Raw genomic sequence first — 25,629 nt, 5'->3', positions numbered from 1 at the left:
CTTAGCTGAGCGGCTGCGGTTGGACTTTTTGCCCGACGGTGACGCGCTGGGGCCCTTCGTCGATGCGACGGGTGCCATCAGGGAACGAGCCACGCACAAACACACGTTCGGTTTCTGCGTGCAAGATTTCGACCGTGGCGTTGCGGACGATGTCCTCCTGATCAACGGTCAGGATTGTCCACTGGCCGCGCGCGCCCTCTTTCAGGCTCGTGGTCGGGACCCATGTGCCGGGCTTTGCCACGCGATCTTCGATGATCAGACGGGCGGTGTCGCCAAAGGCGACAGTCGCCGCATCATCCAGCGCAAACAAAGCAGTCCGTGTGCGCGTCACAGGGTCAATATCAGGGCGCAGCGTGACAAGCGTGGCATCGAACGTGCCGCCGCCCACTTCGATCTGAGCGGTTTGCAGGTTGCCGGGATCAAGGTCGAGCGGAACACCAATGCGGACCTGCGGTTCCGTTGTTTCCACAAGGCTCAGGATGCGTTGACCAGGTGCCAGCGTCTCACCACCATCGACTAGGCGCGCGGTGACGCGGCCATCAATCCGCGCACGGATTTCAGATTTATCTGCGCGGATATCAACATTCAGAAGGTTTGCGTCGATCTCGGCAATGCGGGCCGTCAGTTCGTCGCGCTGCGACAGCGCCTGATCAAGCCGTTCTTGGGTGGTAAAGCCACGACCCGTCAGGGCCTCGTTCCGCTCAACTGTCTGATTTGCAAATCGCAGCTGTGCCTCAAGTGCCGTGCGCGATGCATTCAAGCGGGTGCGTTCGGCTTGCAGCAACGCGGTATCCTGGCGGGCGAGGATTTGTCCGGCGGTCACGGTATCGCCTTCATCGACAAGGATGTCCTCCAGTCGACCAGACAACTCAAAAGACACATCGACCGATTTCTGAGGTTCGACCTGACCGATAAAGCGACGCGTGACTGAATATCCGTCTTCGGTGACCATGGGCACAGCGGCGACCGGGATCAAAGGAGCGGCCTCGGGCTCTGGCGCTGCTGCCGCGCGCTCTGCCAATTCCTCGGACCCGATGGCAACAGCATAGGCGGACCCAGCAAGAACGCCCCCCGTGATCGTGAGCGTCACAACCCCGCGCGCCAGTCGCCGCAGCAGCGAGGGTTTCGAACGTTTTTGGTCGTTCTCTTGCGCGTCGGCCATGTCAGGTCCTTTCAAGTTAGTGTCTCTAACATATGTAAGAAGCTCTTACTTTGACAAGGGGTACGCCTTTTGCGAAAGATTGGATCATGAACGAGACGAAAAATTTGACGGCAGAGGCCACGAAAGCGGCTGACCGCCCGAATAAGGCGCAGCCATTGGCCAAGACGGGCTATCACCATGGCGATCTGCGTCAGGGCCTGATCGAGGCCACACGGCGTCTGGTCGAGGAAAAAGGGCCGGACAGTTTTTCTGTGTCCGAAGCTTGTCGTCTCGCGGGTGTTTCCACGGCGGCGCCTTACAAGCACTTCAAAGATAAAACAGAAATGCTCGTGGCCGCCGCGTTGCAGGGTATGGAACGACATCGCGCCAACATGCTGGCGGCAATTGAACCGTTACCAGAGGGGTCGCCCGCGCGCGTTGCCGCTTTGGGGCGCGAATACGTGCATTTCGCATTGCGCGAACCGGGTATCTTCCGCCTGAAATTCGGCGGATTCACCGACCGTGAAACGATCCCTGAACTTCAGGCCGCCGGAGAGCAGACCTTTGGCATCGTCCTGCGCGAAGTGGCCAATTGCCTTGGCGAATCAGAAATCACCGATGAAGTCCGCAAGCGTGGTTTCATGCTGTGGAGCTTTGTTCACGGGCTCTCGTTTATCCTGCACGACAAAAAGCTGTCCGATATGGGCGGCGACATCGATCTGGACGGATTGCTGACAGATATGGGTATGCGCGTGCTGAGCGACCGCCCTGACAATGCGCATAACGGCTGATCAGTCTTTGTTTTCCGGCCTTTCCCAAACCGGCGGCAAATAAGCATTGGCGCGTTTGGAGCGTTTGATCTCGCGCGAAACGGCGATGGTATCTCGGATCAGAACAAATGTGCCGTGGTCCCATGGCGCATCCGAAAATGACCAGCGACCTTCGACACGTGTGAATGTCGAATTGACCGTACCGTCATACTCGATCCGACTGCTGTCAAAGTCCGAGTAATTCTTGGACCAGCGCACGATGTTGCCTTCTCGGACACCGATAATCCCTGCGATAAGCGTATCTAAATCGAGCGATTTGAATGTATTCGGCTCCATCGTTTCACCGCTGATGGCGCCATCCTGATCAGACAGGACGGCGTTAAAAGCCACGGGCGGAAGGGCCTGCGTGACGTAGCTGTAGCGACCCATCCATGGGCCGGTTAGGTTGCGGGGCGTTGCGGACAAAGGAGCCATCCTTTGAAAAACTTGATCTGTCCGGCTTTTAGCCGATGCGACCATGGCGTGTCGCCAGTGATTTTCGAGGCCGCCGCAAATGCGACACAACCCTTCGCTTAGAACGCTTGTCCGCGTCAGAAGATCGGCCTAGCTTTCGCTGCGTAAATGCCGGGACAAGACCTCGACGACCGCTAAAGCAGGTGCCACCGCGCATCGCGCCTTCTGAGTGATAGGATCAAGCCATGGATGGATCGACCCATTTACCACAGCATCCGCTGCGTCCCGCGTCAGACGTCATGCGGTTGGAGCGTCTTGGTGCGATGATGCCGACGCGGCTGTCCTTTTTGCGGGTGCTCATGCGCACGCTGGCCGATCAAAATGCGGTTGTAACGCGTCCGGTCTGGGACATGGATGCCAATGGGTTTGGACACGCGGTCTACACGCTGGCTCTGGATGAACGGCCCTATTCGCTGGTCGCATTCTCTCAGGCTCTCAGCGATGCGGATCGCAGCGACCGGGTGATTGCAACGGCGTGGGACGCGGCATTTGTGCTGTTTGATGGCGTGCCGGACGCAACCGAGATCGCGCGCCTGAAGGCAAACGCGCCGTTGCAGGAAGGGGGGCGGTTCGGGCCACGCGACCTTGTGCTGTCGCGGGCGAACAAGTCTGTGCGCCTGTTTGCGCATGTCGTCGAGGCTTTGCGCGCTGGTCAGCAGCCGGATGCTCAAACCTTGCGTCAGACTGGCTATTTGATGCGCACAACGGCGGTATACGGGAATGGCAAGTTTGGGCTGGCGGATCGCACCACTTATTGCGATCGACCTGCTCTGTCGGGGCCTTTCATGGCCGAAATGTTGGCGGTTTGGCTGATCCGGGCCTTTACCGTCGATCTGGCCGAGCATCTGGGCGGTCGCCCCATGGAGCGCGCCTTGAAACGATCGCTTGGTGTGGGGAATGCCACGGGGCTGGGCATGGCACCGTTCTTGGTATCGCATCCGCTTTTGCTCGACGCTTGGTTTTCGGTGCGTGAGACGGCGCTGGCCCGTGTTCTTGCGCAGGATGAGATCAGCGCCGGCAAAGCGGCGGAGTTGCGTACGCAGGCACAGATGGCAGCAGAGTATCTGGATGGATGGAAGGTCCCAGACCCGGACGCGGCACAGGTCATCGAGAACTTGCGCGGGGAGTGGGCGTCATTTTGCGAAGAATTGCCTGAGTTGACAGGGCATGGCGCGCTGCAAACTGTTTGGGACAAGGCTCAGACCGGTTCCATCCCGCTGCAGGAGCTGACCTTTTCATGGCTGCTTGAACCGTTCGGTGACTTGGTCGACGGGTTGGCAGACTGTCTCGCAACACCGTTCTCGCCTGTGTTGAAGCCCAAGATGATCTGCTCGGAGGTGCGTGATCTCATTCAATCGACTGCTCCGTGGGTGCTGAACGCGGACTTCGAGCGCGAAGAAGATCAAGCACAGTTTTGGTATGTGTCGGAGGCAAAGCTTGAACCGCGTTTGGGTGACCGCCAACGTGAACCTGGCGCAGACCGCGAAACGCCATTGGATACGGCTCGGCAGGCCGCAAATCTGATGCGCGATCTGCCAGATGATGACACGCCGCTTTGGCAGTTTCTGGCCTCCCACCCACAACATCGGGCCGTAGCGCAACGTATGCAGGCGCTACCAGCGCACCCCTATGCCGAAGTTCAGTGCAACATTCTGGGCCGCGAAGCCGCGCCGATCCATTTGCTGCGCGCCAAGCTGTCGATGTTTGGGGCGACCGGGTTTGACCCCAAATCGCGTCTTTGGACCCGTGTGACGCTTGCCAAAGGCCTGCCATTGATCGACGAGATCGGAACCGAGGCACCGTGGCTGCCGACCTGAACCAAGCCACCGACGGATATTCCCGCGCGGAAATCTATGCACTCTTGCTGCGCGCGTTGCGCGGGGCAGGGGTTTCCCTTGGGTGGTGTCAGGATGTGGCGCAAGCCGTCGAGTTTGCCGGAACAGATGAGTGTCTGTCAGAGATTGCCGGGGTTTTGGGGTCTGATTGGCGCGTCGAGATTGCTGGACCAAGCATTCGCGGCTCAGGCCTTGCGCCAATCATTGCCGGATGCGACTGCGTTCTGGCAGGGGACGCGCCTGCGCAGGTCCATGGTGCTTTCTCGGCGGCAAGCGCAGCCATCGTTGCCCATCGCGCTGCAACGGCGGGGACATCGATTGCCGTTTTGCCGGATACCGATGGCGTCAGGCTTCAGCTTGGGAATGCGCTACTGCCCGAGGCAAGCCTTGAACGGTTTCACCCAGAGCCTGCCGTTTTGGAAACGCTGAAGCGCTTTGCGCATCTGACCTATGTGCCTGAAACGGAAGAATCGCGTCAGGCCGGCGCGGGTGCAGGTCTCACGGATAACGACTAGAACGGCGGATCAGGGTAGCCAACACGTGCCAAAGCAAGGCCTTGCGGCGGGCAAACAGGCCCGCAGGCAGAACGGTCGCAGGCTTCCAAGGCCTTTTTTACCCGGATCGATTCCCACGATCCCGCACCAACACGTTCCAGCGTCCCAACGAAACTTCGCACCTGATTGTGCAGGAAAGACCGTGCCCGGACCTTGAACCGCACCTCTTGCCCGCCGGAATACGGATGGTCGGTGATGGTGATTTCATCCACGGATTTCAGGGGCGACGCGGCCTGACAGATAGACGACCGGAAGGTCGTGAAGTCATGTTTGCCAATCAGATGCTGTGCGGCCTCTTGCATCGCGTCGATGTCCAGCCGGTTCGAGACCTGCCAGACGAGCCCTGCATCCAAAGTGACCGGCGCGCGACGGGCAACGATGCGGAACAGGTATTCGCGTTCGACGGCGGAAAACCGGGCGTGCCAATCATCCGCCACCTTTGCGCAGGCCGTGATGGCCACGGGCAGTGGCTTCAAGTGATAATTCAAGGCCTCAGATAGGCGGAACGGATCCCAGTCTTTTTGCAGGTCGGCATGGGCGACCTGCCCCCATCCATGCACGCCGGCATCGGTGCGCCCTGCGGCAGCAATGGACGGCACGTCTGGTTCCAGCTTTGCCAGGGCAGCCTCTATCGCGCCCTGCACACTGGGCTGATCCGCCTGCCGTTGCCACCCGGCAAAGGGGGCGCCGTGATATTCGACCTGAAACGCAAATCTGGGCATGGCTGGCGACTTAGCCCGCGCGTGTGCGCCTTGCAACGGGGGGCTGACCTGCTTTCCCCCTAGGCATTGCCGGTGGCGGTTCCTATCTTGGCTCGGCAGACTGCGGGGGACTTGGTGATTATTTCCGATATTGCAGAGGGTGTGACCCGCAGCGTTTCTGGTGTGACCGACACTGTAGCCGGGTTCTTTGTGGACCCTGTCATCCGCTTGGGGGTCACCGGGCTGAGCCGGGCTGGCAAGACGGTGTTCATTACCTCGCTGGTTGCAAACCTACTTGATCGGGGGCGGATGCCGCAACTGGTGGCGGCAGCGAACGGGTCCATCCAGACGGCTTATCTGCAACCGCAGCCTGACGACACCGTCCCGCGTTTCGAATTCGAAGATCACCTGATGGCCATGACCGGGACCTCGCCGCGTTGGCCGGATAGCACGCGCGCGGTGAGCGAATTGCGACTGTCGCTAAAGGTGCAGCCGCAAGGCTTGTTTGGGGCGCTGGGCGGACCCAAGACGGTGCATCTGGATATCATTGATTACCCGGGCGAGTGGCTGCTGGACCTGTCGTTGTTGGATAAGGACTTCCGCACATGGTCGCGCGAGACATTGGCGCGCATGGAAAAGCGTGACTTTGCAGCGGAGTATCTGGCGGCGGTCGCGAAAGTCAGTGCCAAGACATCCTATGCCGAACCGCAGGTTCAGGACCTCGCCCGGACCTTCACGACCTACCTCAAAGACGCAAGGTCGCGCGGGTTTTCCGACTGCACACCTGGGCGGTTCCTGCTGCCGGGTGATCTGGAGGGCTCGCCTGTTCTGACCTTTGCGCCGATGGACGCCTCCGGTGCAGCGCGGCGCACCATCGCGCGCGAAATGGAACGCCGGTTCGAGGCCTACAAAGCCAAGGTCGTGCGCCCCTTTTTTCGGGATCACTTTGCGCGGCTCGACCGGCAAGTGGTACTCGTGGATGTGCTGGGCGCGATCCACGACGGGCCACGCGCGGTCGAGGATTTGCGCCAGACAATGGCCGACATTCTGGGCGCGTTCCGCCCCGGTCGGAATGCGTTTTTGAGCCAGCTTCTGTTGGGTAAACGCGTGGACCGCATCTTGTTTGCCGCTACCAAGGCTGACCATTTGCACCACGAACAGCATGGCCGCCTGACCGCGATCATGGATGCCCTGACCCGTGAGGCGCGGGACAGGGCACAATTTGCCGGTGCCGAAACACAGGCCGTGTCTTTGGCGGCGTTGCGGACCACGACAGAGGACCGCTTGGATCACGGCGGGCGCCAGATTGCGGCGGTGACCGGCATGTTGGCCAGCGGCAAACGGGCCGCGTTCTATCCCGGCGAATTGCCAACGGATGCGTCCCGTATCCTTGCCCCGGCGCGGGAAGGCGCAGAGGATTGGCCCTTTGGCGATGTGCAGGTGCAAAGCTTTGTCCCCCCGGTGCAGGATATCGCACCGGGCGATGGGCCGCCTCATATCAGGCTGGACAAGGCCGCAGAATTCCTGATCGGAGACCGCCTGAGATGAATGACAAGACAGGTCCCGTTCTGATCGAACTCGACGCAGACGAAGAGGTGCAGACCCCGGCTGAGGCTCCGGCTGTGCCCGATGCGGCGGCCCCTGACGGGCAGGCGATGCAAACGGTCGTGGCGCTTGCCGCGCGCAAACCGTCCCGATTGGCACGTTGGTTCTGGTCGCTTTTGCTGTCTGTGGTGCTGTTCTTTGTCTCACTGGCAGCGTGGAACGCGATCACTGCGCTTTTGGCGGCAAACCCGGTTATGGGCTTTGCGGCGACCATTCTTGTGACCGCCTTCGCGCTGGTTGCACTTCTTGTCGCATTCAAGGAATTGGCCGCTTTCCTTCGATTGGGACGCATGGACAGGCTGCATCAAAAGGCCTTGGCAGCGGCATCTTCCGGGTCCTTGGCTGAGGCCAAGGAAGTAGCAAAGGCGATTGGCAAACTCTACGCAGGACGTCCCGAGTTGCGCCCGGGGACCGAGACCGTGACCGTGCGTATGGATGAGGTCTTTGAGGCTGAGGCCTTGCTTGGCCTGACAGAACGTGAGGTGTTGGCCCCTTTGGACGCCGCAGCTCTGCGTGAGGCGGAGGCCGCGGCGCGGCAAGTCGCGACAGTCACCGCTCTTGTGCCGCTGGCTCTTGCCGATGTGGTATCGGCTCTGACGGCGAACCTGCGCATGATCCGCAGGATCGGTGAAATCTATGGCGGCCGGTCGGGAACCATCGGGTCTTGGCGTTTGGCTCGGGCTGTCATGGGGCATCTGGTGGCCACAGGGGCCGTTGCAGTGGGTGATGATCTTTTAGGCTCTGTCGCTGGCGGGTCGATCCTATCGAAGCTTTCGCGCCGCTTTGGCGAAGGTCTGGTCAATGGTGCCTTGACGGCGCGCGTTGGGATTGCTGCGATTGAAGTGTGCCGGCCCTTGCCATTTCAGGCCGTCACCCGACCTTCTGTGGCAGGGTTGATCACACGCGCCCTAACCGGGGTATTTGACCGAAAGGACGCCAATGGAAACGCTCGCGATTGACCTGACCACTTATCAGCGCAGACCGCTGGACTCGCGCCACGTCGATCGGATGCGCAAGTTGGGTGAGGTGCAGGACCATCCCGCCGGGCACGTCCTGCAGCAGACGGGCGCGCCGATCGAGGCGTTTTTCTATGTCGAAGAGGGTGAAGTCGAAGCCATCGATCCCGTGACGGGTGAGCGCTACGGCGAAGGCACGCTGGGTCCCACGCAATGGTTTGGCGAGATCAGTTTTCTGAACGGCGGCAACGCGATGATGGGCGCGCGCACAACCATGCCGTCGCGGATCATTCGGGTGGAGCGTGAAGCCATGCTGAACCTGATGAGCCAAATCCCCGAGATGTCGGATATCATCATCACGGTCATGGCGGCGCGGCGGCGCAGGCTCTTGGAGAGCAATCAAGCAGGCCTGCTGCTGATCGGCGCAGACGTGGATCGCGATATTCGGCGCATTCAGCAATTCGCCGGGCGCAACAGGATCCCCTACCGCGTGATCGAAATCGGGTCGGGCGAGGCGCATGAGATATCGGAAACCTGTTCGATCATGCCGACCGAGCCAGCTGTGATCTTTGGCAAGAACAACGTCATCGAAGACCCGACGCCCGCGAAGGTCGCGCGCCTGTTGGGCTATGACATGGCGCTGGGCGACCGCGAACTGCATGACGTGCTGATCGTCGGCGGCGGCCCCGCAGGTGTGGCGGCAGGTGTTTATGCCGGGGCCGAAGGGCTTAGCGCTCTGGTGATTGAGGACCTGACCATCGGAGGGCAGGCAGGCACGTCGAGCCGGATTGAAAACTACATGGGTTTCCCGACTGGCATCAGCGGCGGTGATCTGGTCTGGCGGGGCGAGGTGCAGGCGATGAAGTTTGGCACGCGCTTTGCCGTGCCGCGTCGGGCCACCGCGTTGGAACACCGCGAGGACGGCATTTTCGACGTGACGCTGGGCGACGGCACTGTGACCTGTGCGAAATCCATCGTCGTGGCAACGGGCGTGCAATACCGCCGACTGCCGATCAACCGGTTGGAAGAATTCGAAGGCGCGGGCATCTACTATGCTGCGACGGAGGTCGAGGCGCGCTATTGCCGTGGGTCCGAAGTGGTTGTGATCGGCGGCGGCAATTCGGCTGGGCAGGCGGCGATGTATCTCAGCCGCACAGCCAAACACGTGCATGTGCTGGTGCGTGGCCCGTCCCTTGCGGCGTCGATGTCAGATTACTTGCTCAGCCGCTTAGAGGCCGATCCCGCGATCACCATCCACTTTCAAACGCAAATGACAGAGTTGCACGGTGACGAGGACCTGACGGGCATCACCATCCGTGACGGGCAGGCAGGGCAAGAGTTTACCATCCCAACCTGCGCTGTTTTCATCATGGTAGGCGCCGCACCGAACACCGAATGGCTGTCTGGCCTCGTGCAACTGGATGAAAAAGGCTTCGTCAAAACCGGGCCCAAGGTGGGCGCCGACAGCCCCTATGGAACATCGCATCCGGGCATCTTCGCCGTCGGCGATGTGCGGGCCGGATCGGTCAAACGTGTGGCCAGTTCCGTGGGCGAAGGATCGGTGGTGATCTCAAAGGTCTGGGAACATGTCCAAAGCGTGGGATAGGGCGTAGCCTGACCCTTCTATGTTTCAAAAATACTCAATTGCTCCGGCGACAGTAAGCGAAGCAGAAGGCCTCCTTGTCGTGACCGTTGCGGCTGATATAACGCCGCCAGCATGACACTCTTTGTGATCATTATTCGAATTATATCCCCGGCGCTCTGACAGCTAGAGACGCCGGGCCAAGGCGTTTGAGACCTCGCGCCGCCCAATTCCCGAAATTCCATCCGGACGGAACCGATGTCTGATCAATCCATCGACTACAAAGACACCCTCAATCTGCCTGAAACCGACTTTCCCATGCGTGCGGGCCTGCCCAAGCGCGAGCCTGAATGGCTCAAGCGTTGGGAGGAACTGAAGGTCTATCACACCCTTCGGGATGCAAAGGGCCGCGAGCCGTTTACACTGCATGACGGCCCGCCCTATGCGAATGGCCATCTGCATATCGGCCACGCGCTGAACAAGACGATCAAGGATATCATCGTGCGCTCGCATCAGATGATGGGCCATGACGCGCGTTATATCCCGGGCTGGGACTGTCATGGTCTTCCGATCGAATGGAAGATCGAAGAGCAGTACCGCAAGAAGGGCAAGAACAAGGACGCTGTGCCGATCAACGAATTCCGGGCCGAGTGCCGGAAATTCGCGGAAGGCTGGGTCGATATCCAGCGGGATGAGTTCAAGCGGCTGGGGATCACAGGCAACTGGGACAAGCCCTATCTCACGATGGATTTCCACGCCGAACGGGTGATCGCGGAAGAGTTCATGAAGTTCCTGATGAACGGGACTTTGTATCAGGGCTCAAAGCCAGTGATGTGGTCGCCGATTGAACAAACCGCACTGGCCGAGGCCGAGGTCGAGTATCACGACAAGGACAGCTTCACGATCTGGGTGAAGTTCCGCGTGGCGGGGCAGGTGCCTGGTGATAAGACGCCTGACCTGACCAAGTTGACCTCTGCCGACATGCGCGCGCATGAACTGCAGAATGCTTTCGTGGTTATCTGGACCACAACGCCTTGGACCATGCCGTCGAACAAGGCGGTCGTGTACGGCGAAAGCATTGCTTACGGCCTTTATGAGATCACAGGCACACCCGACGAATGCTGGGCCAAGGTGGGTGAGCGATACCTTCTGGCCGACAACTTGGCGGCGGATGTGTTCAAACGCGCGCGGCTGGAAGAGGGGCAGTACACCCGCCTCCGCGATGTCAGCGCGGAAGAACTCAAAGGTCTCGCACTTTCTCACCCGCTGGCCGGGGCCGAAGGTGGTAATGGCGAATGGGATGATCTCCGCGACTTCCGCGCAGCCGAGTTTGTGACCGACACCGAAGGCACCGGCTTTGTTCATTGCGCGCCATCTCACGGGATGGAGGAATATGAACTCTATCGTGACCTGAACATGCTGAACCAAGTCATCACCTACAATGTGATGGACGACGGCAGCTTCCGTCAGGATCTGCCGTTCTTTGGTGGCAAATACATCCTGTCGCGCAAAGGTGGTGAGGGTGACGCGAACACCGCCGTGATCAACAAGCTGGTCGAAGAAGGCGGTCTGCTTGCGCGCGGTAAGATCAAGCACAGCTATCCGCATTCCTGGCGCTCCAAAGCTCCGGTGATCTACCGCAACACGCCGCAATGGTTTGCCGCGATTGATAAACCTGTGGGCGATGGTCTTGACACGCATGGCACCACGATCCGCGAACGTGCGCTGACCGAAATCGACAATGTGAAATGGACGCCCCAATCAGGTCGCAACCGTCTGCATTCGATGATGGAAAGCCGCCCGGACTGGGTGCTGTCGCGTCAGAGGGCGTGGGGCGTGCCGTTGACCTGCTTTACCAAGAAAGGCGCGTTGCCAACGGATGAAGAATTCCTTCTGCGAAATGAAGAGGTCAACCGCCGCATCGCGGATGCCTTTGAGGCCGAAGGAGCGGATGCGTGGTACGAAGACGGCGCGAAAGAGCGGTTCTTGTCGGGCATCGTGAACCCTGAAGATTATGATCAGGTCATGGATATCCTCGACGTCTGGTTCGACTCGGGCTCGACCCATGCCTTTACGCTGCGTGATCGCGAAGACGGCACCGAAGACGGGATCGCGGATGTCTATATGGAAGGCACCGACCAGCACCGCGGGTGGTTCCATTCCTCGCTCTTGCAGTCGGTCGGCACCACAGGGCGTGCGCCCTATCGCAATGTCGTGACGCACGGTATGACGCTGGATGAAAAGGGCTTCAAACAGTCCAAATCGCTGGGCAACATCACCCCGCCAGAAGACGTCATCAAACAATACGGTGCGGACATCCTGCGCCTCTGGGTGGCTCAGACCGACTATACCGCCGACCAGCGGATCGGGCCTGAAATCCTGAAAGGGGTCGCCGACAGCTATCGCCGCTTGCGCAACACGTTCCGCTTTTTGCTTGGCTCGCGTGTCGAAGGCTCGCCTGCCGTGGACGTGGCCGAAATGCCTGAACTGGAGCGCTGGGTGTTGCACCGTTTGGCGGAACTGGATGCTGAGGTGCGCGCGGGATACGGCGCCTTCAATTTCCAAGGCGTCTTTCAGGCGATCTTCAACTTTGCGACGGTCGAGCTGTCGGCGTTCTATTTCGATATTCGCAAGGACGCGCTCTACTGCGATGGCGACACCGCGCGCCGCCGCGCTTGCCGTCATGTGCTTGATTTGATCCTTGAGCGCTTGAACACGTGGCTCGCGCCGATCCTCGTTTTCACCATGGAAGAGGTCTATCTGGAGCGGTCCGGCGGCGAAGGTTCGGTTCACTTGATCGACATCCCGGAGACGCCTGAGGCATGGAAAGATGACGCCTTGGCGGCCAAATGGTCCACCATTCGCAAGGTGCGCCGTGTCGTGACCGGTGCGCTGGAGGTTGAGCGTCGTGAAAAGACCATCGGGGCAAGCCTTGAGGCGGCGCCGACTGTCTATGTCGATGGCGATACAGCGGCTGTTCTGGCGGATACTGCGTTTGACGACATCTGCATCACCTCGGACATCACAGTGACGGAAGGGACCGCACCCGATGGCGCGTTTGCCCTCGACGACACGGCAGGGATCGGCGTGACATTCTCCCAGGCTGAGGGTGAGAAATGTCAGCGTTGCTGGAAGATCCTGCCAGACGTTGGCAGCCATGCGCATGGGGGCGTCTGCGGTCGCTGTAACGACGCGCTGGGTTAAGCGCGCTCGCGACCTATCATTCAGGCCCTGCCGGTGCGGCGGGGCCTTTTTGTTGGTTGGGAGGATCGGCAGTGTCGAATGAAGAACCTGGCATTGAGCTTCACACGCCTGTCCCCAAAGCGCTTGGCCTCGCGCTGCAAAAGGGATTGGAGGAGGCGGGGCAAACGCTGACAGAGGCCGACTTGCGGCCGTTCCTGCTTTCGGTGACCGATGACAGCGGCGCGTTACGCGCGGGGTGTCGCGGTGAGATCGCCTTTCGATCGGCTCGCGTTTCTCAGCTTTGGGTCCATCCTGATCTTCGCGGGCAGGGAATTGGTGAGGCTTTGCTGCGAAAAGCAGAGGCGCACGCGCGGATGGCACATTGCATCCGCATCCAAATCGAGACCCGCAGCGAAGGGGCTCGACGGCTCTACGAACGGCTTGGCTATTCTGTGTTCGGCACGCTGGCTGATTACGAAGGGACGCAAGCTTTCTATTACCTTGAGAAACGGCTCGACTAGCGGGGGATAGTCCATAAGGTCGGCTGGGAAACGAACCAAAGGACCTGCTGCCCGTGACGAAACCCTTTGCCAGCCTCAACAGGGCCTATGCTCAGACCTTTCAACCCGGTCGGCTGTCGCTCGGGCTGGTGGTGCCGATTGAGGATTACCTGCCCGAAGAACGTCCCGCGATGGACCGCCATATAGACCGCGTGCGTCTGGCGGAAGAGCTGGGATTTGCAGCGGTTTGGCTGCGGGATATTCCGTTTGAGGTGCCAAGTTTCGGCGATGTCGGTCAGATGTTTGATCCGTTCGTTTACCTTGGGGCGCTGGCCATGCAGACCGACCGGATCGGCATCGGCATCGCAAGCGCAATCCTGCCGCTGCGCCACCCTGCGCATCTGGCCAAGGCGGCGGCGTCTGTTGATGTTCTTTCTGGTGGACGGATGCTTTTGGGAGTGGCGTCTGGTGACCGGCCGGAAGAATACCCGGCGATGGCCATCGACTACGAGACACGCGGCATGCGGTTTCGTGAAAGTGTCGAGTACATGAAGGCTGCCTTTCATACGAACCCGAGGCTTGAGAACGGGTTCGGGCGTTTGAATGGGCATGTCGATGTTCTGCCCAAACCCACGGCAGGCCGCATTCCCATGCTGATTACCGGGGGATGCCAGCAACCGCCTGAGTGGGGCGCAGAGCATATGGATGGCTTTATCACCTATCCACGCCCCGCAGCGATGCAGCAATCCATTGTCGAAGGCTATAGGGCGCGCGTTGCGGAGGCCTGTGACGTGGACAAGCCCGTCATGCAGTCACTTTACATCAATCTCATGTCTGCAGCGGATGCGCCTGCGCGCCCAATCCATCTGGGGTTTTCAAGCGGGGTTGAGTATTTGCTACGGTATTTGAAAGAGATCGAGGCGCTGGGCGTGAACCATGTCGCGATCAATCTGCGTTTCAATTACGCGGACACCGAGGACACGCTGCGCCAGTTGGCCGAGGTCATCTTACCCGAGTTCGCTTCAAACGTCTGAAACAAAAAGGGGCCACCCTTTGTAGGGTAGCCCCGCTTCTTGGATATCTCGCAGCTTACGAGATCATGTCGTAGGCGCGTTCACCGTGTGCGGTGATGTCCAGACCTTCGGCCTCGTCATCGCTGCTGACGCGGAGAGGTGTGATCATCTTGGTCACAAGGATGATCGCGGTGGTCATCACTGTGGTAAAGATACCGACCACAATCAGACCGCCAACCTGCTCAGTGACGCCTGCATGGCCAAAGACCACCAGCATCAGGATACCGAACATCCCGCCAACACCGTGGACGGCAAAGACGTCCAGTGTATCGTCGATGTTGAGCATGTCTTTCACCACGCGGCACAGTTCCTGACACATGATGCCAGCGACGCCGCCGATGATCAGAGCTTCGACCGGGCTGACCGAGCCGGACGCCGGTGTGATCGACGCGAGGCCAGCGATGGTGCCTGTGACGATGCCCACGAGCGAGGCTTTGCCAAAGCGGATACGTTCCCAGAGCGCCCAAGTAAGCGATGCGGTCGCCGCCGAAATGTGCGTGACGGTCAACGCCATGGCCGCGCCACCATCTGCTGCTAGTTGCGAGCCACCGTTAAAGCCGAACCAGCCGACCCAAAGCATCGCGGCACCAATCATGACCATGCCGGGATTGTGCGGTGGTTTTCCTTTGTCCTTGCGTGGGCCAAGGAACGCCGCAAGGATCAGCGCCGCCAGACCGGCGGTCTGGTGAACGACAATGCCGCCGGCAAAGTCATTTACGCCATTTTCAAAGAGCGACCACTCTGCGCCAGCCAACAGGCCACCGCCCCAGATCCAATGCGCAACCGGCGCGTAGCAGAGCAGCATCCAGAGTGACGAGAAGATCAGGACAAAGCCAAAGCCGATCCGTTCAACGTAGGCACCGACGATCAGCGCCGGTGTGATGATCGCAAAGGTCATCTGGAACGCAAAGAACAGAACCTCGGGGATCGTCCCAGAGACAGTGTCAGCGTCAACGCCATTTAAGAAGGCTTTGCCCAAGCCGCCCCAATAGGCGTTTCCGTCGCCAAACGCGATTGAGTAGCCAACCGCGAGCCACAGCACGCTCATCAAGCAGGCAATGGCAAAGCAGTGCATGAACACGCTCAGCACGTTGCGGGACCGCACGAGGCCCCCATAGAACAACGCCAACCCGGGCAGCGTCATGAACAGCACAAGCGCTGTTGCCACAATTATCCATGCGGTATCCGCACCAACCATCTGAGTCCCCTTCCGATCGTCTTTATTTTTCTCGCGGGGACACTGCGTTTGTTTTCTGGGCTGTGAATAGGCAAAGTCTGAATCCGCCCGCCTAATTTGGTGGCGCTTCCGAAACTGCACATATTTAGGGCGATATCTGGTGTATATGCGCATTTTTTATGCGGCTTCAGAAGCTTGTTTGTTCGCGAAACACGCTTCAGGTTCATGCCATGTCGTTTGACCAAAAGACGAAGGATGAGCTGCGGATGGCCCTGCTGACGCTTGCGAATGAGCGGGCGCCCGACAAGACGTTTTGCCCATCAGAGGCGGCGCGACGGGTGGCCGAGAACTGGCGTCCATTGATGCCAGAGGTACGCAGGATTGCCGTCGAGTTGGGGCTCGCGGCTACGCAGAAAGGGGTCATCGTTGACCCTGACAAGGCACGCGGTCCGATCCGGCTGAGACAACGGCCATGACCAGCGCCAGCCTTTCCACGCCGGTGGGCGAAATCCACCTGCATGAAGATAACGGAAAGCTCGTGCGCGTGACTTGGGACACCAGTGGCCTGCCAACCGTTCGAGACACCCCTCTGCTCGCAACCGCTTTGGATGAGGTGCAAGCCTATTTCGAAGGCAGGCTGACGCGGTTTTCAGTGCCGTTGGCTCTGGGCCCCAGCGAATTTCAGGCCCGTTTCCAGCGCGCATTGCTGGACATCCCCTTCGGCGAAACGCGGACCTATGGAGACTTGGCGTCGGATCTGGGCGTTTCCGCGCAGACCATTGGTCAGGCTTGCGGCGCAAACCGATTGCCGGTGATCGTGCCGTGTCACCGGGTTTTAGGCGCGTCGGGTCTTGGCGGTTTTTCTGGTGGGGTGGGCGTCGAGACCAAGGTGCAGTTGCTGCGGCACGAAGGAGCCGCAGGTCTGCTGATCTAGCGTTCTGGTATCAGGTCCTGCAGCGCCCCGGCGACCAGAAGGTAGGCAGTTGTTGCAAGAAGAGCGGTCTGCGCCAAGGCGCCGACCTCGAAGTTGACCCATGCCGCATGGCCCGCGACGGCGGTCCAGAGGATCGACACAGGAAGCGAGATCGCGCGCCACCGCTTCGTGCGGACGGGGTGGATGAATTTGACCGGCACAAACATCATTACGGCAAGGACGACGACCGCGACCAACGTGACCCAATGGTTTGGTTCCAGGGCAAAGATCACAAGGATGGCCATGTTCCAGCACCCCGGAAAACCCGAGAACGAATTATCCTGCGTCTTCATCCGCGTATCGGCAAAATACATGGCGCTGGCAAAGGTCATGACGATCAGAACGGCCCAGCCGGTCCATCCGGACATGAGGCCAGAGACATACAGCGCATAGGCCGGGATGAAGACATAGGTGAGGTAATCGATAATCAGGTCCAGCAGGACCCCGTCAAAGGCCGGTGCGTTGGTTTTGACATCGTATTTGCGAGCCAGTGGGCCATCAATGCCGTCCACGACGAAAGCCACGACCAACCAAAGAAACATGATGTCCCAACGGGCATTTGTTGCCGCCAGCATGGCCAGCATGGCAAAGACCGCGCCTGAGGCGGTAAAGAGATGCACCCCAAGTGCCTTCATCCGTAACGTCATCGGATTTTCATGACTGAACTGACGTCGGGATGCAATGTGTCCCGACGTGGATCATGCGAGGCAAATTGCTACCAGGGCTTTGCGGCTCATGTTTCGCGGTCTGCGTGTTTCGCTATCACCCTTGCCTCATCCCCGTGCCCGGGGATGGGCTGCGGAATAGACTTCCATGAGACGGGCAGTATCCACCGCCGTATAGGCCTGCGTTGTGCTGAGCGACGCGTGGCCGAGCAATTCTTGAATGGCGCGCAGATCGCCTCCGGCGCTCAACAGATGCGTCGCAAAGGAGTGACGCATGGCATGCGGCGTCGCAGTCGCCGGCAGGCCCAGTTGCAGGCGTGCGTTTTCCATGACCTTGGCCACCGCACGTGCCGAGAGTGGACCGCCCCGCGCGCCCCGAAACAATGGTCCGTCATTCTCTTGTGGCCACGGACACAGGCGCAGGTAACGGTCAACGGCGTGTCGCGTGGCTGGCAGGACCGGAACAACCCGTTCCTTGCCGCCTTTGCCGATGATCCGCAGGGCCTCGGGCAATGGCGCATCGGCGCCTTTCAGGCCAAGCGCTTCGGAAATCCGGAGCCCGCACCCGTAGAGTAGCGTCACCACTGCAACGTCGCGCGCCCCGATCCAATCCTCGCGTGCTTGCACACCGACGGTTTCGATCATCGCGGTTGCTGCGTCTTCTGCCAAAGGGCGCGGCAATTTCTTTTGAAACTTTGGTGCCCGCGCAGACAAGACGGATGTGGGTTCAATGCCGTGTTTTTCGGCCAACCAGCGGAAAAATGTCTTAACGGCGGAAAGGGATCGCGCGAGCGAGCGGGCCGCGACGCCCCGGCCACGCTCGTGTGCCATCCATGCCCGCATGTCCGAGATGCTCACGGCCTCAAGAGCAGAGAGCCCCTGCGGCGCAGCCTTGTGCCCTGTCATGAAGGTCAAAAAGCCCAGAACATCAGCCTGATAGGCTTTAATCGAATTCTCAGCCGTGCCTTTCAGCGCCTTTTCAGAGGCGAGCCAGCCTTCCAGCGCGTCACGCGCCTGCGGGCTGATGATCAGGCTCATGCCAACCAGCGGCGCAAAGACCGCTCGAAAACGCCGCCAAAGAATGTCAGCAAATCTGTGCCTTGAGCCGCCGAGAATTGGTGCGGGTCTTCTGACCCCATGACCAGCATCCCGGGCAAACGGCCTTCGCCAAGATCAAGACGGATGCAAGCCTCGGACTGAATCCAGTCGCTGCGGTCGCCATACATGCCGGGTCCTTCGCTTTGGACCTGACGCAGCACCACGGTGCGATCGTTGCTTGCCGCGCGGCCAAGATATTCGTCGATAAAGCCCGGTTGAGTGACCATCAAAATTCCGTCGAACCGGGCAACCAGCGGGTCGTCGCTGTTTGTCATGCTCTCAAGAACAAGGCGGGCCATGTCCACGCGAAGAATATCGGCGACCTCCCCCGCGACATCACGCAGGAAGGTCTCAAAGTCCATCGGGTCCAGCATGCGCAGGATCGCGCGGTGGATTTGGTTGGTGCCAGCAAGGTTTTCATAGGCTGCGGCGATCACGTTGCGATGGGTTTCTTCCAACCGGTCAAGCCGAGCTTCCAGCCGGTCCATGGCGATCCCGCGCAGGTCGACGATGTTGTTGCCCATCGTCTTTTGATGCGCTGCCACAAGCGCGCGCATGATGTCTTGGTCCGCCAACAGCTGATCGGGGGCGTCCAGAATACGGTCGCGAATATCCGCGTCCATTTGCAGGGCGTTGCTCATTCTTTTTCTCTGCCTCTATGGTTTCCGGCCCTTCTTGCCGAGGGCCTGGAAATCAAAATTGTTTTGTTGGCTATAGCACAGCTTCGCACTCGGGCGAGATTATTTCTTGGCACCGGCTGTGGGTGTGGCAATCGCGTCATGGGGCACAAGGTTCCACGCCATGCCGGCGTTGCGATAGATGCGCTGTTTCTTGTGGGGGTAGTCGCCCACGTCATGCGGCAATCGCTGGCCAACCACGATCATTCTGAGCGTCTCGGTTCCTGTATTCACGATGGTATGGGCCAGCCCGCCCGCGCGATAGCCGATGAAGTCTCCGGGACCGATCGGGTGCTGATCTTCGCCGATTGTTGCGGTCGCGGTGCCGTTAAGGACGTAAACGCATTCATCCTCGTGGTGATGGACATGGTATTCAGTCGTTTCACAGCCCGGTGCGACTTCGATGATGTGAAACCCAAGCCCGGTCAGACCGGTGAAGTCGCCCAGCGATTTGTTCACCCGTTTGGCGTTCGAGTTCAAAAAGTGTGTCTTTTCCAGCCCGTCCATCTCGGCGATCTCTTGCGCCGTCAAAAGATAGGTATCGGTCATTGTTGCCTCCTCTTCTGGCAGAAAAGGTCAGGTATGATGACGTTTTTGGCAAGGGCTGGGGTACAATGCAAAAGACCCGCCAGATTGGCGGGCCTTGGATTTGAGTATTTTTGAAACATAGAAGGATCAGACGATCTTGATCCCGGCGGCCTTGGCGTCTTCGAGGAAGGTGGCAAGGCCCTTGTCTGTCAGAGGGTGGCTGGCCAGTTTCTTGATCACTTCTGGTGGCGCGGTGATGACATCTGCACCAATGCGCGCACTGTCGAGAACGTGGTTCACCGAGCGGATCGACGCCGCGAGAATTTCGGTTTCGAATGCGTAATTGTCATAGATCGTTCGGATGTCTTCGATCAGCTCCATCCCGTCTAGGTTGATGTCATCGAGACGCCCGATGAATGGCGAGATGAACGTTGCACCTGCCTTGGCTGCCAGAAGCGCCTGGTTGGCAGAGAAGCAAAGCGTAACGTTCACCATCTTGCCTTCGTCCGACAGGACCTTGCAGGCTTTGAGGCCGTCCCATGTCAGGGGCAGTTTCACGGCGATATTTTCGGCAATGTCAGCGAGCTTGCGGCCTTCGGCAATCATGGCATCAGCTTCGGTGGCAATGACCTCGGCGCTCACCGGGCCTGCGACCAGATCACAGATTTCCTTGGTCACTTCGAGAATGTCGCGGCCGGATTTCTTGATCAGCGAGGGGTTTGTGGTGACGCCGTCGACCATGCCGAGATCGTTCAGTTCGGCGATGGCGGGGACGTCGGCGGTATCGACAAAGAATTTCATGGCGGTCCTCAGAAACAGCGCGGGTTGGAATGGCTCGCGGGTTGCTTTACCCCAAAGTTCATATGTCCGAAACCCAAGACATGTTTGCGGAAACACCCGGCGGCGAGGGCCCGGTAGAGATGAGCGATCATTTTGCCGAGGGCACGCTTGTTGGTGTGCTGACGACCCAGCCGATTGACCGTGTTCTGGACTACAAGGCGCCGGAGGGGGGCTGTTGGCTTGGAGCCTATGTCGAGGTGCCATTGGGGCCGCGCAAGGTGATTGGCGTAGTCTGGGGGCCGGGCAAGGGTGACTATGACCTGTCAAAGATCAGGTCTGTCATTCGGGTTCTGGACGCACCGCCGATGCGCGAAGAGATGCGTGAATTTCTAACGAAGGCCTCTGAATACACGCTGACGCCCATGTCCTCGATGCTGCGGCTTGGGCTGCGCGCACCGGGCTTGGGTGATCCGCCGTCGATGCGGCACGTGTATCGCCGCGGGGCTGTGGACCCGGACCGGATGACGGATGCGCGCAAGCGGGTTTTGGACACCTTGGCGGATTACGGGTCACTGGCATTCACGTTGAAAGAACTGGCCGAGGCGTCCGATGTGACGTCGTCGGTCGTGAAGGGGTTGGTCAAACTGGGCGCGGTTGTGGAAGAGGCCAGCCCGCGAGACCTGCCTTTCCCGCATCTTGACCCGGAACGTCCCGGAAAGGCGCTTTCAGAGGATCAATCCCATGCGTTGGAGGCCCTGCGCGGCGGCATCGCTGAGCAGGACTATGGCACGACGCTTTTGAAAGGGGTGACGGGGTCCGGGAAAACCGAAGTCTATTTAGAGGCGGTGGCCGAGGTGCTGCGACAAGGGCGGCAAGCCTTGGTGTTGTTGCCAGAGATTGCGCTGACATCCGAATTTCTGGACCGGGTCGAGGCACGGTTCGGAGCCCGACCGGCGGAGTGGCATTCGGGCATCACGATGACCGAGCGCCGACGGACGTGGAAGATGGTCGGGCAGGGCGCGGCACAGCTGGTCGTGGGCGCGCGATCGGCGCTTTTTCTGCCGTATCGCAACCTTGGTCTGATCGTGGTCGATGAAGAACATGACACGTCCTACAAGCAGGAAGACGGCGTTCTTTATAATGCGCGGGACATGGCCGTCTTGCGTGCTTCACTGGTTGGGGCGCAGGTAATCCTTGCCTCGGCAACGCCGTCGCTGGAAAGCTGGACCAACGCCGAGGCGGGCAAATACCAGCGCGTGACCTTGAACGCCCGTTTTGGGGCGTCGCAGATGCCCGAGATGCGGCCGATCGATATGCGGTCTGAGAAGCTTGAGAGCGGGCGCTGGATATCGCCGACGCTGCGCAAAGCCGTCGAGGCCCGGATTGAGGCTGGCGAGCAATCGCTTTTGTTCATCAATCGCCGGGGCTATGCGCCGATCACGCTGTGCCGGGCCTGTGGCAATCAAATCGGCTGTGACCACTGCGACGCGCGCATGGTCGAACACCGGTTCCTGAAACGCCTGATGTGCCATCAATGCGGCGAAACGAAACCGATGCCGACGGTCTGTCCGTCCTGCGGTGCGGAAGATCGTCTCAGTGCCGTGGGTCCGGGGGTCGAACGCCTGGCAGAAGAGGCAGTCGCGCTGTTCCCAGATGCACGCGTCGCGGTTTTGTCGTCCGATTTGTACGGGTCCGCCCGTGCGCTGAAGGCGCAGATTGAAGCCATTGCTGCGGGCGAAGCGGACATCGTCATTGGCACACAGTTGGTGGCAAAGGGGCACAACTTCCCCCTGCTGACGCTCGTGGGCGTGATCGACGCCGACCTCGGACTGCAAGGGTCAGATCTGCGTGCCGCCGAACGGACGTTTCAACTGATGCGGCAGGTGGCTGGTCGCGCGGGGCGGGCCGAGAAACCGGGCGTTGCTCTGTTGCAGACGCACCAGCCTGAGCACCCTGTGATGCGGGCGATTGTGTCGGGGGATGAAGAGGCGTTCTGGGCGGCAGAGGCGCAGGAGCGCGAGGCAGCTGGCGTGCCGCCATTTGGGCGAATGGCGGGGATCGTTTTGTCATCGCCAAATGTGCAAGAGGTTTTTGATATTGCTGGCGATATGGCCCGCAATGCAGCGCCCTTGATGCATATCGGAGCAGAGCTTTATGGCCCGGCCCCGGCCCCCATCGCTCGGATCAGAGGCAGGCACCGTGTGCGATTGTTGGTCAAGGCCCGCAAAGGCGCACCCATCCAGAGGGCGCTCGCGGCATGGGTCGGGCAGTTCAAATTTCCGAACACGTTGCGGGTGGCCATCGATATTGACCCCCAAAGCTTCTATTGAGAACGACCCCTTGTCCCAAGAGATTCAAAAGAAGGGCGCTGCAATGCTGCAGCGCCCCGGATGTGAAATATTTGTCAGTGGTAGCTGATCGATCCAGAGCCTGTGATCTTGCTGACCGAGAAGCCCAGCACGACCCCGAGGAAGCTGGCAACATGGCCGCCATTGTTCGGGTAATACAGATCAAAAGACACCTCGCCAGCAACACCGGCAACCGATTGCAGTGTGAAATCAAGGTCACCGTGCAACGAAGATGGTTCAACGAGGAAATAGCCAGCCACGCTGGATGTGAAGAGCGCGATGTCCCAGTCAGGGCCACCGGTCGCATTGTAGATGAGATAATGCGGCGGGCTGACATCAGCCGAAAGGTTCAGCGCCCACCAGCCCAGACCGGACATGGACAGAACCCCGGCCGAGTCCCACGACGTCTGAGTGTCCAGTTCCAGCACATGCTGATTTGCTTTCGCGTAGGGGTGATCCGGTTGGAGCTTCGCGAAATCCTTGATTTGTTGAATGCGCTGTTTGCTGTGCTCCAGCGCGCGGGCCTGCAATTGCTCCATTGCCAGGTCCTTGGCCTGACCTTCATAGGTGTCGTTGTCCAACATAGACTTTCCTCCAATACTTGTTGGTGCATTCGAAATTCGAAGATGAATGCACCCATAGGTTGCGGTGCGATTGTGCGTAGATCAAAAACAATATTTCTTCTGAAATGTGCGCTCGGTCACTTAATTAAGTGATTCTTTTCAATGGTTTAGATGTAAGTCGTTTGCAGAGATGGAGAATCTATAGTTTCCAAAAGCGCAACAATTTTGCCGCCTGATCAACTTTTCAGTTGTGTGCGCGCACATATTGACAGGGCCCCTGGGCCCTACGAATCGTCTTTAAGTTGTGAAAACGGCAGGGTTACTCAGCCGCCACCTGCTCCGGCACAGCCAACGCCACAATATCGAACATGATCCGGTTCAGCTCAAAGTCCTTGGGTGTGTAGACCTTGGCAACACCCATCGCACGCAGGCGTACCGCATCGTCGTCAGGGATAATTCCGCCAACCACCACAGGAATATCCATGCCTTCCGACCGGAGTCTGCCCATGAGGTCCTCGACCAGCGGGATGTGCGAGCCGGAGAGGATCGACAGGCCGATGACGTGCGGCGTTTCTTCCTTGGCTGCGGCGATGATTTCAGCGGGGGTCAGGCGGATGCCTTCGTAGGCGATGTCCATGCCGCAGTCGCGGGCGCGGGCGGCGATTTGTTCGGCGCCGTTGGAGTGTCCGTCGAGGCCGGGTTTGCCCATCAGGAATTTCAGCTTGCGGCCCAGTTGGGTCGAGGCGTCTGCGACTGCGTCTCGGATGTCTTCGAGACCCTCGGTCCGGTTTGATGGGTTCGACGACACGCCGGTTGGGCCACGGTATTGGCCAAAGGCGCTACGCACGACGTCGCCCCATTCGCCAGTGGTGACGCCAGCCTTTGCGCAGGCGATCGAGGCGGGCATGACGTTGGTGCCGTCTTTGGCTGCTTGGCGCAGGTCCGCGAGGGCGGCTTTGACGGCGGCGTCATCGCGCTGAGCCTTCCACGCGTTCAGACGTTCGATCTGGTCTGCCTCAACCGCGGGGTCGACGACCATGATGGCCTCGTCACCAGAGGTCAGAGGTGAGATTTCTCCAGCCTGATACTTGTTCACACCGACAACAGTGGTTTCGCCGGTCTCAATGGTCTGGATGCGTTCAGAGTTTGCTTCGACCAGACGCGACTTCATGTATTCGATGGCCTCAACTGCGCCGCCCATACCGTCGATGGTGGCAAGCTCTGCCCGCGCGCCTTCTTTCAGCGCTTCGGTTTTGGCATCCACGGCAGGGTTGCCGTCAAACAGGTCCGGGTATTCCAGAAGGTCGGTTTCGAGCGCGAGAATTTGTTGCATCCGCAGCGACCACTGCTGGTCCCATGGGCGCGGCAGGCCAAGCGCTTCGTTCCACGCGGGCAGTTGCACGGCACGCGCGCGGGCTTTCTTGGACAGCGTCACTGCAAGCATCTCGATCAGGATGCGGTAGACGTTGTTTTCTGGTTGCTGCTCGGTCAGACCAAGCGAGTTCACCTGCACACCATAGCGGAAGCGGCGCATTTTTGGGTCTTCGACGCCGTAGCGTTCCTTACAAATCTCATCCCACAGGTCCACAAAGGCGCGCATTTTGCACATCTCGGTCACAAACCGGATGCCAGCGTTCACGAAGAAACTGATGCGGCCCACCATCTGGGGGAAGTTCTCTGCGGGAACCTTGTCTTTCAGATCATCCAAAACCGCGGTCGCAGTGGCCAAGGCAAACGCCAACTCCTGCTCTGGCGTCGCACCGGCCTCTTGCAGGTGGTAGGAACAGATGTTCATCGGATTCCATTTGGGCAGATGTTCCCGCGTGTATGCGGCGACGTCTGTGATCATGCGCATCGACGGCTTGGGCGGGCAGACATAGGTACCGCGCGACAGGTATTCTTTAATGATATCGTTCTGCACGGTCCCTTGCAGTTTCGACACATCCGCGCCCTGTTCTTCGGCCACAGCGATATAAAGAGAGAGCAACCATGGCGCGGTCGCGTTGATCGTCATCGACGTGTTCATCTGCTCCAACGGGATCTCGTTGAACAGCGTCCGCATGTCGCCAAGGTGCGAGACAGGAACCCCCACTTTGCCTACTTCACCACGCGATAACTCGTGGTCGCTGTCGTAACCCGTCTGTGTTGGCAGATCGAAAGCCACCGAAAGACCGGTCTGACCCTTTGCGAGGTTGCCGCGATACAGCTTATTCGACGCCTCGGCTGTCGAGTGTCCCGCATAGGTCCGGAACAGCCACGGGCGATCTTTTGCGGGCTTTTCGGCGGCTGTATTCTGCGGCTGCGACATGGGACACCTCGTGAATCGTTGTGCGCAATAATGTTGCTTGATGCGACATATGCTTGAAAGATTATGGCTTTGTCAACGTGCTGCGTCGCGGCATGGCCG

Annotated in this window: 23 protein-coding genes; 12 read left to right on the top strand and 11 right to left on the bottom strand. The window is 59.6% G+C overall.

Annotated features, from left to right (window positions below):
* Position 1 precedes the first annotated feature (1 nt).
* Complete coding sequence (locus FE702_RS09240; protein ID WP_147125954.1) at positions 2-1,162, bottom strand: efflux RND transporter periplasmic adaptor subunit; 1,161 nt, start codon at positions 1,160-1,162, stop codon at positions 2-4.
* Positions 1,163-1,248: 86 nt separating this feature from the next.
* Here FE702_RS09240 and FE702_RS09235 point away from each other — a divergent pair, with 86 nt between their 5' ends.
* Positions 1,249-1,932: a TetR/AcrR family transcriptional regulator gene (locus FE702_RS09235; RefSeq protein WP_147125953.1), complete on the top strand. Its 684-nt coding sequence runs from the start codon at positions 1,249-1,251 to the stop codon at positions 1,930-1,932.
* Here FE702_RS09235 and FE702_RS09230 read toward each other — a convergent pair whose 3' ends face one another.
* Positions 1,933-2,340, bottom strand: coding sequence for a hypothetical protein (locus FE702_RS09230; protein WP_147125952.1), 408 nt, complete (start codon positions 2,338-2,340; stop codon positions 1,933-1,935).
* A gap of 269 nt (positions 2,341-2,609) precedes the next feature.
* Between FE702_RS09230 and FE702_RS09225 the strand changes: the two genes are divergently transcribed.
* A complete protein-coding gene (locus FE702_RS09225) occupies positions 2,610-4,241 on the top strand; it encodes a hypothetical protein (RefSeq protein WP_147125951.1) in 1,632 nt (543 codons plus the stop codon).
* Positions 4,226-4,774, top strand: a complete 549-nt coding sequence (locus tag FE702_RS18605) for a hypothetical protein (RefSeq protein ID WP_186827033.1) — start codon at positions 4,226-4,228, stop codon at positions 4,772-4,774. Before FE702_RS09225 ends, FE702_RS18605 begins: the two co-directional genes overlap by 16 nt.
* On the opposite strand, the gene truA is transcribed toward FE702_RS18605, so the two are convergent.
* Positions 4,771-5,535 carry a tRNA pseudouridine(38-40) synthase TruA gene (gene truA / locus FE702_RS09215; RefSeq protein ID WP_147125950.1) on the bottom strand — a complete coding sequence of 255 codons (765 nt, stop codon included), beginning with the start codon at positions 5,533-5,535 and terminating at the stop codon, positions 4,771-4,773. The two genes, FE702_RS18605 and truA, sit on opposite strands and share 4 nt — an antisense overlap.
* Before the next feature lie 114 nt (positions 5,536-5,649).
* Between truA and FE702_RS09210 the strand changes: the two genes are divergently transcribed.
* The 6 genes from FE702_RS09210 to FE702_RS09185 all read left to right on the top strand — a co-directional run bounded on the left by FE702_RS09210 (position 5,650) and on the right by FE702_RS09185 (position 14,374).
* The gene (locus FE702_RS09210) at positions 5,650-7,062 is read left to right on the top strand and encodes a YcjX family GTP-binding protein (protein ID WP_147125949.1); all 1,413 of its coding nucleotides are present in this window, start codon (positions 5,650-5,652) and stop codon (positions 7,060-7,062) included.
* Positions 7,059-8,078, top strand: coding sequence for a YcjF family protein (locus tag FE702_RS09205; protein WP_147125948.1), 1,020 nt, complete (start codon positions 7,059-7,061; stop codon positions 8,076-8,078). Before FE702_RS09210 ends, FE702_RS09205 begins: the two co-directional genes overlap by 4 nt.
* Positions 8,059-9,681, top strand: coding sequence for an FAD-dependent oxidoreductase (locus tag FE702_RS09200; protein WP_147125947.1), 1,623 nt, complete (start codon positions 8,059-8,061; stop codon positions 9,679-9,681). The genes FE702_RS09205 and FE702_RS09200 overlap by 20 nt, the downstream gene beginning before the upstream one ends.
* 234 nt (positions 9,682-9,915) lie before the next feature.
* On the top strand, positions 9,916-12,861 hold the full coding sequence (gene ileS, locus FE702_RS09195; protein ID WP_147125946.1) for an isoleucine--tRNA ligase: 2,946 nt from the start codon (positions 9,916-9,918) through the stop codon (positions 12,859-12,861).
* Between the two features lie 71 nt (positions 12,862-12,932).
* A complete protein-coding gene (locus FE702_RS09190; RefSeq protein ID WP_186827032.1) occupies positions 12,933-13,361 on the top strand; it encodes a GNAT family N-acetyltransferase in 429 nt (142 codons plus the stop codon).
* A gap of 53 nt (positions 13,362-13,414) precedes the next feature.
* Positions 13,415-14,374 (top strand): LLM class oxidoreductase, encoded by a 960-nt coding sequence (locus tag FE702_RS09185; RefSeq protein ID WP_255449641.1) that lies wholly within the window; start codon positions 13,415-13,417, stop codon positions 14,372-14,374.
* Between the two features lie 55 nt (positions 14,375-14,429).
* Here FE702_RS09185 and FE702_RS09180 read toward each other — a convergent pair whose 3' ends face one another.
* Complete coding sequence (locus FE702_RS09180) at positions 14,430-15,611, bottom strand: ammonium transporter (protein WP_147125943.1); 1,182 nt, start codon at positions 15,609-15,611, stop codon at positions 14,430-14,432.
* 209 nt (positions 15,612-15,820) lie between these two features.
* Between FE702_RS09180 and FE702_RS09175 the strand changes: the two genes are divergently transcribed.
* Positions 15,821-16,066 (top strand): DUF3253 domain-containing protein, encoded by a 246-nt coding sequence (locus tag FE702_RS09175; protein ID WP_147125942.1) that lies wholly within the window; start codon positions 15,821-15,823, stop codon positions 16,064-16,066.
* A complete protein-coding gene (locus tag FE702_RS09170; RefSeq protein WP_147125941.1) occupies positions 16,063-16,524 on the top strand; it encodes a methylated-DNA--[protein]-cysteine S-methyltransferase in 462 nt (153 codons plus the stop codon). Before FE702_RS09175 ends, FE702_RS09170 begins: the two co-directional genes overlap by 4 nt.
* Here FE702_RS09170 and FE702_RS09165 read toward each other — a convergent pair.
* The 5 genes from FE702_RS09165 to fsa all read right to left on the bottom strand — a co-directional run bounded on the left by FE702_RS09165 (position 16,521) and on the right by fsa (position 20,332).
* Positions 16,521-17,210 (bottom strand): CDP-alcohol phosphatidyltransferase family protein, encoded by a 690-nt coding sequence (locus FE702_RS09165; protein ID WP_147125940.1) that lies wholly within the window; start codon positions 17,208-17,210, stop codon positions 16,521-16,523. The two genes, FE702_RS09170 and FE702_RS09165, sit on opposite strands and share 4 nt — an antisense overlap.
* A 126-nt stretch (positions 17,211-17,336) precedes the next feature.
* The gene (locus FE702_RS09160; RefSeq protein WP_147125939.1) at positions 17,337-18,266 is read right to left on the bottom strand and encodes a tyrosine recombinase XerC; all 930 of its coding nucleotides are present in this window, start codon (positions 18,264-18,266) and stop codon (positions 17,337-17,339) included.
* A complete protein-coding gene (locus FE702_RS09155; RefSeq protein WP_147125938.1) occupies positions 18,263-18,967 on the bottom strand; it encodes a DUF484 family protein in 705 nt (234 codons plus the stop codon). Before FE702_RS09155 ends, FE702_RS09160 begins: the two co-directional genes overlap by 4 nt.
* 99 nt (positions 18,968-19,066) lie before the next feature.
* Complete coding sequence (locus FE702_RS09150; protein ID WP_147125937.1) at positions 19,067-19,552, bottom strand: cupin domain-containing protein; 486 nt, start codon at positions 19,550-19,552, stop codon at positions 19,067-19,069.
* 126 nt (positions 19,553-19,678) lie between these two features.
* Complete coding sequence (fsa, locus tag FE702_RS09145) at positions 19,679-20,332, bottom strand: fructose-6-phosphate aldolase (protein WP_147125936.1); 654 nt, start codon at positions 20,330-20,332, stop codon at positions 19,679-19,681.
* A 119-nt stretch (positions 20,333-20,451) separates the two neighbouring features.
* On the opposite strand from fsa, the gene FE702_RS09140 reads away from it, so the two are divergent.
* Positions 20,452-22,641 carry a primosomal protein N' gene (locus FE702_RS09140; protein ID WP_147126177.1) on the top strand — a complete coding sequence of 730 codons (2,190 nt, stop codon included), beginning with the start codon at positions 20,452-20,454 and terminating at the stop codon, positions 22,639-22,641.
* 74 nt (positions 22,642-22,715) lie between these two features.
* On the opposite strand, the gene FE702_RS09135 is transcribed toward FE702_RS09140, so the two are convergent.
* Both FE702_RS09135 and FE702_RS09130 read right to left on the bottom strand, forming a co-directional pair.
* Positions 22,716-23,243, bottom strand: coding sequence for a hypothetical protein (locus tag FE702_RS09135; RefSeq protein WP_147125935.1), 528 nt, complete (start codon positions 23,241-23,243; stop codon positions 22,716-22,718).
* A gap of 298 nt (positions 23,244-23,541) precedes the next feature.
* Positions 23,542-25,530, bottom strand: a complete 1,989-nt coding sequence (locus tag FE702_RS09130; RefSeq protein WP_147125934.1) for a protein meaA — start codon at positions 25,528-25,530, stop codon at positions 23,542-23,544.
* Between the last annotated feature and the right edge of the window lie 99 nt (positions 25,531-25,629).

The sequence above is a fragment of the Shimia ponticola genome, from assembly GCF_007995215.1.
Classification (GTDB): Bacteria; Pseudomonadota; Alphaproteobacteria; order Rhodobacterales; family Rhodobacteraceae; genus Shimia_B; species Shimia_B ponticola.
This window is presented reverse-complemented; position numbering and strand designations above follow the sequence as displayed.